11 protein-coding genes are annotated in these 13,051 nt (G+C 67.4%); 6 read left to right on the top strand and 5 right to left on the bottom strand.

What is annotated here, in order from left to right:
- Positions 1–81: 81 nt before the first annotated feature.
- Entirely contained in the window at positions 82–1,302 is a 1,221-nt protein-coding gene (locus MFF26_RS14925) for a phosphopentomutase (protein WP_137829279.1), read from the bottom strand.
- A gap of 2 nt (positions 1,303–1,304) precedes the next feature.
- Positions 1,305–2,933, bottom strand: a complete 1,629-nt coding sequence (locus MFF26_RS14920; protein WP_137829280.1) for an ABC transporter ATP-binding protein — start codon at positions 2,931–2,933, stop codon at positions 1,305–1,307.
- Between the two features lie 170 nt (positions 2,934–3,103).
- On the opposite strand from MFF26_RS14920, the gene MFF26_RS14915 reads away from it, so the two are divergent.
- Together MFF26_RS14915 and MFF26_RS14910 are read left to right on the top strand one after the other, a co-directional pair.
- A complete protein-coding gene (locus MFF26_RS14915) occupies positions 3,104–4,039 on the top strand; it encodes a lytic transglycosylase domain-containing protein (protein WP_238308141.1) in 936 nt (311 codons plus the stop codon).
- A gap of 83 nt (positions 4,040–4,122) precedes the next feature.
- The gene (locus tag MFF26_RS14910; protein WP_137829282.1) at positions 4,123–5,028 is read left to right on the top strand and encodes an alpha/beta hydrolase; all 906 of its coding nucleotides are present in this window, start codon (positions 4,123–4,125) and stop codon (positions 5,026–5,028) included.
- Between the two features lie 9 nt (positions 5,029–5,037).
- On the opposite strand, the gene MFF26_RS14905 is transcribed toward MFF26_RS14910, so the two are convergent.
- Positions 5,038–5,454 carry an acyl-CoA thioesterase gene (locus MFF26_RS14905; protein WP_137829283.1) on the bottom strand — a complete coding sequence of 139 codons (417 nt, stop codon included), beginning with the start codon at positions 5,452–5,454 and terminating at the stop codon, positions 5,038–5,040.
- Between the two features lie 280 nt (positions 5,455–5,734).
- Between MFF26_RS14905 and MFF26_RS14900 the strand changes: the two genes are divergently transcribed.
- Complete coding sequence (locus MFF26_RS14900; RefSeq protein ID WP_137829284.1) at positions 5,735–6,391, top strand: transglutaminase-like cysteine peptidase; 657 nt, start codon at positions 5,735–5,737, stop codon at positions 6,389–6,391.
- Positions 6,392–6,531: 140 nt separating this feature from the next.
- The gene (locus tag MFF26_RS14895) at positions 6,532–6,849 is read left to right on the top strand and encodes a hypothetical protein (protein ID WP_137829285.1); all 318 of its coding nucleotides are present in this window, start codon (positions 6,532–6,534) and stop codon (positions 6,847–6,849) included.
- A 25-nt stretch (positions 6,850–6,874) separates the two neighbouring features.
- Here MFF26_RS14895 and MFF26_RS14890 read toward each other — a convergent pair whose 3' ends face one another.
- Complete coding sequence (locus tag MFF26_RS14890) at positions 6,875–8,251, bottom strand: ATP-binding response regulator (protein ID WP_137829286.1); 1,377 nt, start codon at positions 8,249–8,251, stop codon at positions 6,875–6,877.
- 90 nt (positions 8,252–8,341) lie between these two features.
- Positions 8,342–9,511: an FIST N-terminal domain-containing protein gene (locus MFF26_RS14885; protein WP_137829287.1), complete on the bottom strand. Its 1,170-nt coding sequence runs from the start codon at positions 9,509–9,511 to the stop codon at positions 8,342–8,344.
- Positions 9,512–9,785: 274 nt separating this feature from the next.
- Here MFF26_RS14885 and MFF26_RS14880 point away from each other — a divergent pair, with 274 nt between their 5' ends.
- Both MFF26_RS14880 and MFF26_RS14875 read left to right on the top strand, forming a co-directional pair.
- The gene (locus tag MFF26_RS14880) at positions 9,786–11,393 is read left to right on the top strand and encodes a putative bifunctional diguanylate cyclase/phosphodiesterase (RefSeq protein ID WP_137829288.1); all 1,608 of its coding nucleotides are present in this window, start codon (positions 9,786–9,788) and stop codon (positions 11,391–11,393) included.
- A 176-nt stretch (positions 11,394–11,569) separates the two neighbouring features.
- Positions 11,570–13,030 carry a helix-turn-helix transcriptional regulator gene (locus MFF26_RS14875; RefSeq protein ID WP_137829289.1) on the top strand — a complete coding sequence of 487 codons (1,461 nt, stop codon included), beginning with the start codon at positions 11,570–11,572 and terminating at the stop codon, positions 13,028–13,030.
- Positions 13,031–13,051: the final 21 nt, after the last annotated feature.

Raw genomic sequence — 13,051 nt, 5'->3', positions numbered from 1 at the left:
CGGGAGCCCTTGTTCGGGGCTGAGCCGACGCTCAGCACCTTCGGATAAGCGGTTTGGTCGGAATGAGCGGGCTTGAGCCGCTCACCACCACGCCTGCCCAGCCCCGAGCGGCGGTAAACCGAGATGCGCCGCGACGGAGGCGCCGATATCGGCGAAACTTTCGCGCCGACCCATCGAACCCGGCGCGATCCCCGGTCCGAACGCCAGAACCGGCACCTGCTCGCGGGTGTGCTCGGTGCCGTGCCAGGTCGGGTCGTTGCCGTGATCGGCGGTAACGATGCAGAGGTCACCGGGGGCGAGCGCTGCCTCGATCTCGGGCAGGCGGACGTCGAAGGCCTCCAGTTCGGCGGCATAGCCCGGCACGTCGCGGCGGTGACCGTGCTCGGTGTCGAAATCGACGAGATTGAGGAAAACGAGGCCGCCCTCGGGCAAACCGGCGAAGGCGGAGAGCGCCGCGTCGAGGCATGCGGCGTTGCCGATGGGCTTGATCTCGAGGCCCGTGGCACGGTGAGCGAAGATGTCGCCGATCTTGCCGACGCTGACGATGCTCCGGCCCGCCGCCTGCGCCACGTCCAGCAGGGTGTCGGCCGGGGGCGCCACGGAGAAATCCTTGCGATGGCCAGTGCGGCGGAAGCCGCCCGCGGCGTCGCCGACGAAGGGCCGGGCGATCACGCGACCGACCCGGTAAGGATCGCAGAGCCGTCGCGCGATGCGGCAGGTCTCGTAGAGACGTTCCAGGCCGAACGCCTCCTCGTGGGCTGCGATCTGGAACACGCTGTCGGCCGACGTGTAGCAGATCGGCCGACCGGTCCGGAGATGGTCGGCGCCGTGGGCGTCGATGATCGCGGTGCCCGAGGCGTGCCGGTCGCCGAGAATGCCCGGGAGATCCGCCTCCCGCACGAGCGCGGCGATCAGATCCGGCGGAAAGGCCGGCCGGGTATCGGGGAAATGGCCCCAATCCTCCAGCACCGGCACGCCCGCAATCTCCCAATGCCCCGACGGCGTATCCTTGCCCGCGGCGGTCTCGACGGCGTGGCCCCAGAGTGCACGCGCGGCGTCAACCGGCCCGAGGCCCGGCGGCACCCGGCCGGTGGCGCCCGCGCAGGCGAGGCCGAGCCCGAATGCGGCGAGGTTCGGCAGGCGCAACGGCCCGGCGCGCAGGCCCGGCCGATCGCCCCGCCCCTCGGCGCAGGCTTGCGCGATATGCCCCACGGTGTCGGAACCGGCATCGCCGTAGCGGGCGGCATCCGGCGCGCCGCCGATGCCGACGGAATCGAGGACGATGAGCAGCGCGCGCGCCATCCTCAGGCCGTGACCGGCTCGGCGGTCGTCGCCGCGTCGAGTTCGAACGCCGCGGCGAACAGGGTGCGGGTGTACTCGGTCTTCGGCGAACCGAAGATCTGATCCGCCGGCCCCTCCTCGACCACCTGCCCGTGCTGCATCACCAGCACGTAGTTCGAGAGGGCGCGCACCACCTTCAGATCGTGGCTGATGAACAGGTAGGCCAGTCCGCGCTCGCGCTGGAGATCGCGCAGGAGCGTGACGATCTGGGCCTGCACCGAGCGATCCAGGGCCGAGGTCGGCTCGTCGAGGACGACGAAGCGCGGATTGAGCACGATGGCGCGGGCAATGGCGATGCGCTGCCGCTGGCCGCCGGAGAATTCGTGCGGGTAGCGGTCCATCACCGCCGGATCGAGGCCGACATCGGTGAGCGCCTTGGCGACCCGCGTCCGGCGCTCGGCCGAGGTTTTGACCAACCCCTGGACGCTGAGACCTTCGGCGACGATGTCGCCCACCGACATGCGCGGCGACAGCGAGCCGTAGGGGTCCTGAAACACCACCTGCATGTCCTTGCGCAGGGGTCGCATCGCCCCGGCGCCGAACGCCTCGATGCGCTTCCCGAGGAAGACGATCGGCCCTTCGGATTCGGTCAGACGCAACAGCGCGAGGCCGAGCGTGGTCTTGCCCGAACCGGACTCGCCGACGACGCCCACGGTCTCGCCCGCCCGCACGAGAATCTTCACGCCGTCGACTGCCTTGACGTGGCCCACGGTGCGGCGGAGCAGTCCCTCCTTCAGCGGAAACCACACCTTGAGCGGCCCCGCCTCGACCATCCATTCGGCGCTCGTATCGACCGGATTGGCGCGGCCAGAGGGTTCGGAATCGAGCAGGCGGCGCGTGTATTCGTGCTGCGGCCGGGTGAAGACCTGGGCGACGGGTCCGGCCTCGACGATGCGCCCGCGCAGCATCACGCAGACCCGGCCCGCGAGGCGACGGACGATGCCGAGATCGTGGGTGATGAACAGGATCGCCATGCCGAGCCGCTTCTGCAGGTCGGCGAGCAGGGCGAGGATCTGGGCTTGAACGGTCACGTCGAGGGCCGTCGTCGGCTCGTCGGCTACCAGTAGGTCCGGCTCGCAGGCGAGAGCCATGGCGATCATCACGCGCTGGCGCTGGCCCCCGGACAATTCGTGCGGATAGGCGCCGAGTCGCCGCTCGGCGTCGCGGATGCCGACGAGTTCGAGCAGTTCGAGGATGCGCGCCCGCGCCTGCCTGCCCCGCAGGCCCCGGTGGATCTCCAGCACCTCGCCGATCTGTCGTTGAATGGTGTGGAGCGGATTGAGCGAGGTCATCGGCTCTTGGAACACCATGGTGATGTCCGCGCCGCGCACCTTGCGCAGTTCCTTCTCCGGGAGGGTCAGGAGATCGCGTCCCTTGAAGACGATCCGCCCCGAGGGGTGATGCGCGGCCCCGTCGAGAAGCCGGAGGATCGAGAGCGCGGTCACCGATTTTCCCGAGCCGGATTCTCCCACCAGCGCGAGCGTCTCGCCCCGATCGATGGAGAACGACACGCGGTCGACCGCCAGCGTCTCACCCTCCCGGGTGCGGAAGGCGACCGAGAGATCCTCGACGGTCAGAAGGGTGTCGCTCATCGGGCCCCGAAGACATGCAGGCGGATCGCCACGGCTGCGCAGGGCTCGCGGCGGGTGTTGGGTTATAGCGCGCGGACCCGAACACGCGAATCGTCCGCCGCGCCGCATTCGCCGGTAGGGCCACACCTCATGCACCGGCTCACGCTACGCATGCCGCGCGAGCGACCTAGATGGGCGGCGTGTCCCGTCTCCGCTCGCCCACCCTTGCGACCTTTCTCGCACTCCTGTTCATCGCCATCGCCGGCGAGGCCGATGCGACGGCCTCGCCCGAGAGCGAGACCGTGGAGCAGGCGCTTTGCCGATTGATCGAAGGTTCGGCCAAAACCCAAAATCTTCCGGTGCCGTTCCTGACGCGCCTGATCTGGCGCGAGAGCAGTTTTCGCGTCGGCGTCGTGAGCCCGGCCGGGGCCCAGGGCGTGGCGCAGTTCATGCCGGGCACGGCCAAGGAGCGCGGCCTGAGCGATCCCTTCGACCCGGAGCAGGCCATCCCGCACGCCGCCCACTTCCTGGCCGACCTGAAGCGTCAGTTCGGCAATCTCGGACTGGCGGCGGCCGCCTATAACGGGGGACCGGGCCGGGTCACGAATTGGCTCGCCGGTTCCGGCGGCCTTCCGGCGGAGACACGCGCCTACGTCATCGCCATCACCGGACGCCCGGCGGAAGAGTGGCGTCCGAATGCCGCCGTCGAGATGCCGGAGGGCAAGGGCGACGGGAATGGTGGCAAGGGCGAGAAGCCGTCCGAAAATACGCCAGCCCCCGAGGCCGAGACCCAGAGCTGCCTTCAGGTCACCGCGTCCCTGCGCATCCCATCGCGCGGCGACCGCTTCGCACTGCCCGTCGAGGGGGGCCCGGCGGCGCCTTGGGGCATCCAGCTCGCCGGCAATTTCTCCAAATCGCTGGCGCTAGCGAGCTTCCAGCGGGCGCGGACGCGCTATGCTAGCGTGGTCGGCGAGGTACGGCCGATGATCATCGGCACGCGCCTGCGCTTCCGCGGCACGCGCACCTTCTACCGCGTGCGCATCCCGGCCGAGACCCGCGGCGCAGCCGATACGCTCTGCCAGAAGATCCGTGGCGTCGGCGGCGCCTGCATCGTGCTGCGCACGTGAGCCGGTCAATTCCGACGCATCTCACCTTTCGCCGTGCCCGCGCCATGAATCCGCCGCGCGCACCGCGTCAATCCCAGGCTGACATGATCAAAGCGTTCGTCTCCCTTGTCTCGCTGATCTGCCTCGGGCTCGTCGCCGTCGGCCTGAGCGGCTGTTCGCCCCTGGCCCTGTTCGACGCCCTCGGCCCCCGCGACAAGGGCGGCCGCTTGGCCCTGAAGGATGCGGCCTACGGCGAGGATCCCCGTCAGCGCCTGGACGTGTTCGTCCCGAGCGTCCCGCTGGACCGAGCCCCGGTGCTGGTGTTCTTCTACGGCGGCTCTTGGAACAGCGGCAGCAAGGCCGATTACGCCTTCGCCGCTCAGGCGCTCGCGGCCCAGGGCTTCGTGACCGTGCTTCCGGACTATCGACTCTATCCGAAGGTGCGCTTCCCCGACTTCCTGGAGGACGGCGCCGCGGCAATCGCCTGGGTGCGCGACAATATCGGCAGCTACGGCGGCGATCCCGCCCGCATCGTGCTCGCGGGCCATTCGGCGGGTGCCTACAACGCCACCATGCTCGGGCTCGATCCGAGCTATCTGCGCCGGGTCGGCGTCGACCCGCGCGTGATCCGGGCGGTGGCGGGCCTGTCCGGACCCTACGATTTCCTGCCCTTCGACCAGAAGACCTCCATCGACGTGTTCGGGCAGGCCCCCGACGCGAAGGCGACGCAGCCGGTCACCTTCGCCGGTCCCCATTCCCCGCCGACCTTCCTGGCCACGGGTGACGCCGACGTCGTCGTCCGCCCCCGCAACACCGAGAGCCTCGCCGCCCGCCTGCGCAGCGCCCGCGTGCCCGTCCAGGAACGGGTCTATCCGGGGCTCGACCACGCCGACACCTTGCTCGCCCTCTCGGTCACCTTCCGGCGCAAGGCCCCCGTGCTCGCCGAGATGAGCGCCTTCCTGCACCAGCATGCCGGAGCCAAGCGGCTGACGACGCTGACGATGCACTGAGCACCGCGCTCACCGTTCCGCCTCCTCCGGGATCGGGCGCGGTCGGCGATCCGGCCCGATGGCCACGAAGGTGAACAGGCCTTCGGTGACCTTCATGGTGGTCTCGCCCTCGCGCTCGCGTCGCCAGACCTCCACCTGAATTGCCATCGAGCTGCGCCCGGTCCGAACGATCCAGGCGTAGAGGCTGACCTCGTCGCCGACGACGACCGGCCGATGAAAGGTCATCGCCTCCACGGAAATGGTGGCGCAGCGGCCCCGGGCCCGACGCGCCGCGACATTGCCCGCCGCCAGATCCATCTGCGCCATCAACCAACCGCCGAAGATGTCACCGGCCGGGTTCGTATCTGCAGGCATCGCGATGGTGCGGATCACGGGCGCGCCGCGCTCCAACGGTGGCGTGGGTGGAAGATTGGCATCGCTCGTCATTGTGTTGTCTCAGTTGCGGATCCTGCATGAGGAATCTTGGCTTTAAGGTCTTCGCACCGGACCGGCGACAGGCGATTCGTACTGTCTAAAATCTGCCGAATCCCGTCGCAGAACGCCGATCCCCGTTTGGCTGGAAGCGTAGCGATTGCGAGCCTGCGTTCGTCGAGAAGCGATCGCTCGAATGCGACAGATGGCGTTAACCGATCTTTAACCTTCCGATTGCCTGCGCCGGCCCGCTGTGAGAGCTTCTTAACGTGAGCTTAAGAGTTCGGGTCGGGTCATGCGTAACCAGTTCGCCCAGCGTCGCCTCTCCGTCCTCCGCAACGGCGTCCTGGCCGGCCTCGCCCTGATCGCCGGTGTCGTGACCGGCTTGGACGCGCGGGACGCCGTGGCACAGTCCCTCCCGACGATGGGACCCTCGGCGGTGACGACCGGAGCAGCCCGGCCGATCGTCGCCTGGGCCGAGTTCTGCGAGCGCTATCCGGGCGAATGCGCGGTCGATCGCACCGAGGCCGCCTCGGTCACCCTCACCCCGGCCCTCTGGCAGACCATCAACACGATCAACCGCCGCATCAACCGCGCGGTCGAGGCAGTGACGGATCAGGAGCATTGGCGGGCCGCCGATCGCTGGGACCTCGCCGAGGACGGCCGGGGCGATTGCGAGGATTTCCAGCTGCTGAAACGCCGCCTGCTGGTCCAGGTCGGATTGCCCCGGCGGGCGCTGCGGATGACGGTGGTGATCGACGAGAAGGGCGAAGGTCACGCCGTGCTGACGATCGTCACCAACCGCGGCGATCTCGTCCTCGACAACAAGACCAGCGCTGTGCTGCCCTGGATGCAGACCGGCTACACCTTCGTGAAGCGCGAGAGTCAGGATGCCGTGGGCTGGGTGGCTCTGGGTCGCGACGCCTCGCCGGTCACCGCGGCCAATCGCTGAAAATAACCGTCTCGCTTCGGGACCGGATCGCGAGGTTGCGCGTTATCCGGTCTTAACAGGCCGGCGGTGAAGGTTGACGGAAGGTTTCCGGAGCCCCGCACGGCACCGGATAACCGCTGTCCCGCCTACGGTTCGCCGCCATGCGTCGCGTTCTTCCCTTCGTGCTTCTGCCGTTCCTCGCCGTGGCCCCCGCCCGTGCCGAGGAGAGTGCCGGCACGCGGCATGCCGCTTGGCAATCGTGCCTGGACGTAGCCTTCGCCGAGCAGGCCCGCACCGCGAGCAGAAGCTTCGCCGCGACGAAGGCGGTCACGACCTGCCGCGAGCCCGAGGAAGCGTATCTTGCCGCCCTGTCCACCTCGCCGATGATGGACGGTGAGGATGTCGCGCGCATTCGACCGGCCCTGGTCGCCCGCGCCCGCGAGCGCCTGATCGGCCTTCCGCGCCTCAGCGCCCTTTAAGCCGCCCCGGCCCAAGGCCGTCCGGTCAGGCCAGCATATAGGCCAGGAGCGAGCGCAACTGCGCCGGCTTGATCGGCTTGTGGACGAGTTCCGCCCCGTGCGAACGCGCGTGCCGCTCGATGTCAGTGCTGTGGTCGGCCGTGGTGAGGATGACCGGGGTGACCCATCCCCTGTTGCGACGCAGATAATCCACCACGTCGAAGCCGCAGGCGCCGTGATCGAGATGATAGTCGATCACCATCACGTCCGGTCGGCCGAGCCCCTCCCCCAGGGCCGTCACGACGCCGGCGAGGTCGGCGAAGGTGCGCACCTCCGCATCCCAATTGCGCAAGAGTCGCTGCAACGCCTCCGCCGTCGAGGCATCATTCTCGACCACCATCACCCGCGCGCCGGTCAGCGTGGTGGCCAGGGGCGCGAGCCGCACCTGGGCGTCCGGGCGCTGACTTGCGATCGGCAAGTCCAGACTCATCCGCGTGCCGTGGCCGGTGCGGGAATGCAGGGCGATGTCGTGTCCCAACGTCGAGGCCATGCGCTGGACGATCGACAGGCCGAGCCCGAGACCGACCCCGCCATCCTCACCCTCGCGGCCACCGCGATAGAACTCCTCGAAGACGAGCGCGCGCTCGTGCTCCGCGATACCGCGACCGGTATCGACCACATCGATACGGCAGGTTTTCCCCGCCTCGCCGCCGCGGCGCCGGGCGGCGATCAGGATGCCGCCGCGCTCGGTGTAGCGGATGGCGTTCGAGACGAGGTTCTGCAGGATGCGCTGCATCAGCAATCCGTCGGTCTCCACCGCGAGGTCGTCGCAGCGGGTCACGAGCCGCAACTCCTTGCGCTCGGCGAAGGGCCGGAAGCTCGCCTCGATGCCGGCGACGAGATCGATGAGTCGCACCGGCTTGATGACCGGGCGCACGACGCCGGCATCGAGCTTGGAGATATCGATCAGCGCCTTGATCAGATCCTCGATCGTCTCGAGGCCGCGCTCGACCTGACGCGCGATGGTCTGAGCTTCGGGCCCCTTGGCGAGATCCGTCAGTGCCGAGAGCGAGAGTCGGGCCGCGTTGAGCGGCTGCAGCAGATCGTGGCTCGCCGCCGCGAGGAAGCGGGTCTTGGAGCGGTTCGCGGTCTCGGCCTCTTCCTTCGCCGCCTGCAGCGCCTCGTTGGAGCGCTCCAAGCTGTGCATCAGCGCCGTCAGTTCCTCGGTGCGGGACCGGACGCGTCCCTCCAGCATGATCGCGGTCTGGAACAGCGAATAGGCGCCGCCCTGCTGGTCCATGGTCCGCTCGACATGGGCCATGAGCGACGCGTTGATGCGCTCGAGCTTCGCGACGCGGCGGCTCAGGGATTCGACGGTGTCCGGTTCGGAGGGTGCTTCCATCCAGAGGGTCGGTCGGTTCATGGCCGTTTCTCTTGGCCGGGTTCTCTTGGCCAGGTTTTCTTGGCCAATTTTCTGGCCGGATGTCCGGGATCGGGCTGTCTCAGCCTTGCCCTATGGCCCCTGAGCCCGGCCGATCGCAATACCGGTAAAAGTCTGATTGAGATGCATCGAGCGGTATTGCTCGCCATATGTCTCGAACCCGACGACACCGTAACGGCGGTAGAGATCGGCGATGCGGTGGCGGACCTGTCGGCTCTCCGCGTCGAGGCGGCGGAAGACGCAATCGAACCCGATCACGAGGTCGAGCCCGCCCAGGGCCTCGTCGAGACCGGCGAGTTCGGCCCGGGTCGCCTCGACGATGTCGCGGGGCTGGGCCAGCGTCATCACCACGCCTTCGCCGATGGCGCAGAAGAAGGTCAGCGAGCCGTCCGGTTCCACCCGGCTGATCGAGCGGCAGTAATACTCGCCGCCGATCTTCACCGCGAGCGGATAGGCCGCGAAGCTCATCGCCGTCAGGCTCTCCGGATCGAGCCCCACCGCCATGGCGTATTCCCGCGCCGCAGGCTCCGCATTCAGTTCGAGCACCCGCCGATCCTCCTCACGGGCGGCGGTGACCACGAAGCGGCGGCTGGTCGGCTCGAAATTGTCGCTCTTGAAGATGCGGATCGGAAAATCCGTCTCGACGAGAAGGATGACCGCCGCGTCGCGATGGACCCGGCCCTCGTGGATCAGCACGGTGGAACTGAAGGCGAGGTCGTCCCCCGCCGAGCCGCCGACCAGCGGAATGCCGTCGAGGGCCCAGGCGACCGCCGAAACGACCGTCTCCTCGGCATTGGCGAGGGCATCGATCAGCGAGATCGCGAAACGGTGGTTCGTGCCCCCGTCCGAGCGGCCCTGATCGAGCGTGCGGCGCAGGCCGCGCACGGTCGAGGCGGCGCCTTCCACATCGAGTCGGGCGATCTGCGTCAGCACGTCGGCGACGATGCGGAATCCCCGACTCGGAAAGGCGATGGCGACGAGGCCGCGATCGATCGGCCCGGCCGGACTGATGCCGCCCGACGTCGTGCAGCCGCTCACGGCGACCCCGGGGAAATGCGCGGCGAGAGCCGCCGTCAGCTTTTCCGTATCGTAGGCCGGCGAGAAGAACACGATGATGTGACCGAGCCCATCGTGCTCGATCGTCCCTGCCAAAGCTTCGACGGCCTCCTCGGCGCGTCCGGCATCCGTCCAGGCCGTCTGTATTCCGCACAGATGCCGACGCATCTGCGTGCCCTGCACCACCGCGCTTCTCCCTCGAACGGGTCTTGTCCGGTGTCCCGGCCGCCCTTGCTCGTCCAGCTTCGACTATGTGCGCGGCGCCGGATACTCGCAATGGGGCGTAGCAGCAAAAGACGACGCAGTTGCGGACACTCGCTGTGACACGCGTTCCGGAAATCGGCGGCGGTCATGTTACCGGATGCTCACCATAGGTTTGGAGGACATTGTGCGGCCTGTTGTCGATTAAGGCCACTTTAGGATCTTGAACGACTGATATCCGGTTGGGCAGGAGCGGCACATGGCTGACAAACCGAAGGCCAGTTGGGGGAGCGGAGAGCTCTACGATCTCCTGTGCTTGATGATGCTCGGCACCTGCATCTGGGTGATGGGCGTGCAGCTCGGTGCCTTCGTCGCCCTCGACCGGTTCATCATCGATTACGGCCTCGGCAACCTGTTCAAGCTCGGCTTCTTCATGGGCCTCGGGGCCGTTGCCGCCAACGCCTTCAAGTCCATCCGACTGCGCAAGGCGATGCGTGAGCGCGATGCCGCCGAGACCTTGGCCGCCGAGACCGCCCGGCACGATCCGCTCACGGGCCTCGCCAATCGCCGCCTGTTCGTCGAGCGCCTGAACGAGCGCCGCGCGACCGGAGCGGGCGAGCGGCTGACGGTCCTGGTGATCGACCTCGATCGATTCAAACCCGTGAACGAACTGTACGGCTACGAGGCGGGAAACGAGATCCTGTGCACTGTCGGCGAGCGGCTGGTGCGGACGCTGCCCGGCAACGCCGCCGTGGCGCGCCTCGACAGCGACGAGTTCGCCGCCCTCGTCGAAAGCCGAGCCGGGAGCGACAATCCGGCGAAGCTCGCCCAGGCGGTGATCGAGGCCCTGTCTCTCCCGGTATGGTGGCGCGGCCACGAAATCCGGATCGGCGCCTCCGTCGGCGTCGCCGCCGCCGGACCATCGGCCGGTAATGCCGATACGGTGATCCAGGCGGCCGACCTGGCCATGGGGCAAGCCAAGCGCGATGGACGCGGCACCTATCGCGTGTTCGAGAACGCGATGGACGAGGCCCTCAAGGCCCGAGCGCGCCTGGAGGTCGATCTGCGCGTCGCGATCGCGACCGGGCAGATCGAACCGTTCTATCAACCCGTCGTCCAGCTGCCGAGCCAGACCGTCACCGGCTTCGAGGTGCTGGCCCGCTGGCACCATCCCGAACTCGGCCTGCTGATGCCGACAACCTTCATTCCCGTCGCCGAAGAGATCGGACTGATCGGAGAACTGAGCTATCTGATCCTGCGCCAAGCCTGCGTCGATGCCCGTGCATGGCCGAGCCATCTTCAGATCGCCGTCAATATCGCACCCCAGCAATTTCAGGATCCGGACCTGACCCAGCGCATTCTGGCGATTCTCACGGAGACCGGCTTCCCGGCCCATCGTCTCGAAGTGGAGATTACCGAGACCGCAATCGTGCAGGATCTCGCCGCGACCAGGGCGACCCTTAGTGCGCTGCAAGCGCTCGGCGTGCGGGTGGCCCTCGACGATTTCGGGACGGGCTATTCGAGCCTCTATCACCTGCGCGAACTGCGCTTCGACAAGCTGAAGATCGATCGCTCCTACGTGAACTCCATCGCCGAAGGCGACGAACGCGCCAAACTGGTGGACGCGATCATCAAGCTCGGCTCCAGCCTCGGCCTCGTCACCACGGCGGAAGGCATCGAAACGGAAACGAGCGTCATCTGGCTCGCCAGTCAGGGCTGCGATTACGGCCAGGGCTATCTTTTTGGAAAGCCGATGCCGGGCACCGAGGTCAGGCGGCGGCTCAACGAGGGACTGCTCGATACCGGGGAGAACCCGCCGGTTTCTCAGGACGCACGACAGATCGTTGTGTCGGACGCTGCCGCATAAACTCAGCAGGAACGACTGTTTCGAGCGGGCCGATCCGTGACTTGGTCCATCACGATGATGTCATTGGTTCAGGTATACCAGAAAATCGGGTAACGGAGCCGGAACCCGATAGCGCGCAACCCGTTTGTGCACCGCCTCTCAAAGGGGGCGTGTGATACGAAAGGGTGGTTCGACCGGTGACCGCGGGCGTCGACAGACACGAGTTGAGGCAGATCATTGCCGGATTGAGCGAGGGCGTCATCCTCGTCGAACCGGACCAGACGATCGCCTACGCCAACGCGGCGGCTCTCGCCATGCACGGCGCCGAGAGTCTCGATGAGCTCGGGCCGACCGTGGGCGCCTATCGCGAGCGTTTCGCACTCCGCTACCGCAACAAGCGCGCGCTCGAGCATTACCCGATCGAACGCGTCGTTGAGGGCGAATCCTTCCACGATGTGGTGGTCGAAGTGCGCCGCACCGACCGTCCGGACACCGAGTTCATTCATTCGCTGCGGAGCCTCGTCGCGACCGACCACGACGGGTCGCCGAGTTGCCTCGCGCTGATCCTCAAGGATGTGTCCGAGCAATTCGAGGCGGAGGAGCGTTTCGAGAAGACCTTCAACGCGAACCCGGCACCCGCCGTAATCACGCGCCTGTCGGACCTGCGCCACGTCAAGGTCAATGACGGCTTCCTGGAGATGACCGGTCATACCCGCGATGCTGTCCTGGGTCGCAGCGTCTACGAGATCGATCTTCTGGCGAATGCCCGCAACCGCGATCTGGCCGTCGCGCGGCTCAACGAGGGCGGCACCATCCCGCAGATGGAGGCATGCCTCGACCTCCCGGATGGCGGCAGCCGCTTCGTCATCGTCGCTGGCCAACCCATCGCGATGGGCGACGAGCCCTGCATGCTCTTCACCTTCGCCGACCTGGAGCTGCGCCGGAAAGCCGAGACGGCTCTGCGCCAGAGCGAGGAGCGCTTTGCCAAGGCCTTCCGCCTGACGCCGGTGCCGACGCTGCTGGTACGAGACGAGAATCATCAGGTCACCAGCATCAACGAGGCCTTCACGCGCGTCTTCGGGCACGGTGAGGACGGTGTCGTCGGACGCAGCTTGGCCGAAGCGAACCTCTGGGTCAGCGACAGTCAGCGCATCGCCTTCGAGAGTACTCTCGCCCGCATCGGCTACGTCCTCGGGGTCGAGGTATGCCTGCGCCACGAGCAGGGAGCGAACCTCGATTGTCTGATCTCCGCCGAGCGCGTCAGCATCAACGACACCGATTTCGTCCTCCTTGTCCTGCAGGACATCACCGAGCGCAAGCACACCGAGCGTGAGCTGTTCGACGCCATCGAAGCGGTGATGGCCGACACCTCGTGGTTCAGCCGGGGCTTGATCGAGAAGCTGGCGAATCTCCGCCGACCCGGCCGCGAGGGCGGCGACGAGTCGGTGCCGAACCTGACCGTGCGCGAGCGGCAGATCCTCAACTTGATCTGCTCCGGGCTCGACGACGACGGCATCGCGCGAAAGCTCGGGCTCTCGCGCAACACCGTGCGCAACCACGGTGCCGCGCTCTACCGCAAGCTCGGTGTCCACCGTCGCACGGAAGCCGTGGTCTGGGGCCGCGAGAACGGCTTTCCAATCCCATCTACCAGTACTTAATACCGTATAACTGGTATTTTC

This window comes from Methylorubrum suomiense (genome assembly GCF_022179765.1).
Taxonomy (GTDB): Bacteria; Pseudomonadota; Alphaproteobacteria; order Rhizobiales; family Beijerinckiaceae; genus Methylobacterium; species Methylobacterium suomiense.
Note: the sequence above shows the minus strand (reverse complement) of the source record. Positions and strands in the feature narration are given on the sequence as shown.

Coding starts and splice junctions, on each gene's coding strand:
- MFF26_RS14925 (WP_137829279.1), bottom strand. CDS start 1,302: ATGGCGCGCGCGCTGCTCATCGTCCTCGATTCCGTCGGCATCGGCGGC.
- MFF26_RS14920 (WP_137829280.1), bottom strand. CDS start 2,933: ATGAGCGACACCCTTCTGACCGTCGAGGATCTCTCGGTCGCCTTCCGC.
- MFF26_RS14915 (WP_238308141.1), top strand. CDS start 3,104: ATGGGCGGCGTGTCCCGTCTCCGCTCGCCCACCCTTGCGACCTTTCTC.
- MFF26_RS14910 (WP_137829282.1), top strand. CDS start 4,123: ATGATCAAAGCGTTCGTCTCCCTTGTCTCGCTGATCTGCCTCGGGCTC.
- MFF26_RS14905 (WP_137829283.1), bottom strand. CDS start 5,454: ATGACGAGCGATGCCAATCTTCCACCCACGCCACCGTTGGAGCGCGGC.
- MFF26_RS14900 (WP_137829284.1), top strand. CDS start 5,735: ATGCGTAACCAGTTCGCCCAGCGTCGCCTCTCCGTCCTCCGCAACGGC.
- MFF26_RS14895 (WP_137829285.1), top strand. CDS start 6,532: ATGCGTCGCGTTCTTCCCTTCGTGCTTCTGCCGTTCCTCGCCGTGGCC.
- MFF26_RS14890 (WP_137829286.1), bottom strand. CDS start 8,251: ATGAACCGACCGACCCTCTGGATGGAAGCACCCTCCGAACCGGACACC.
- MFF26_RS14880 (WP_137829288.1), top strand. CDS start 9,786: ATGGCTGACAAACCGAAGGCCAGTTGGGGGAGCGGAGAGCTCTACGAT.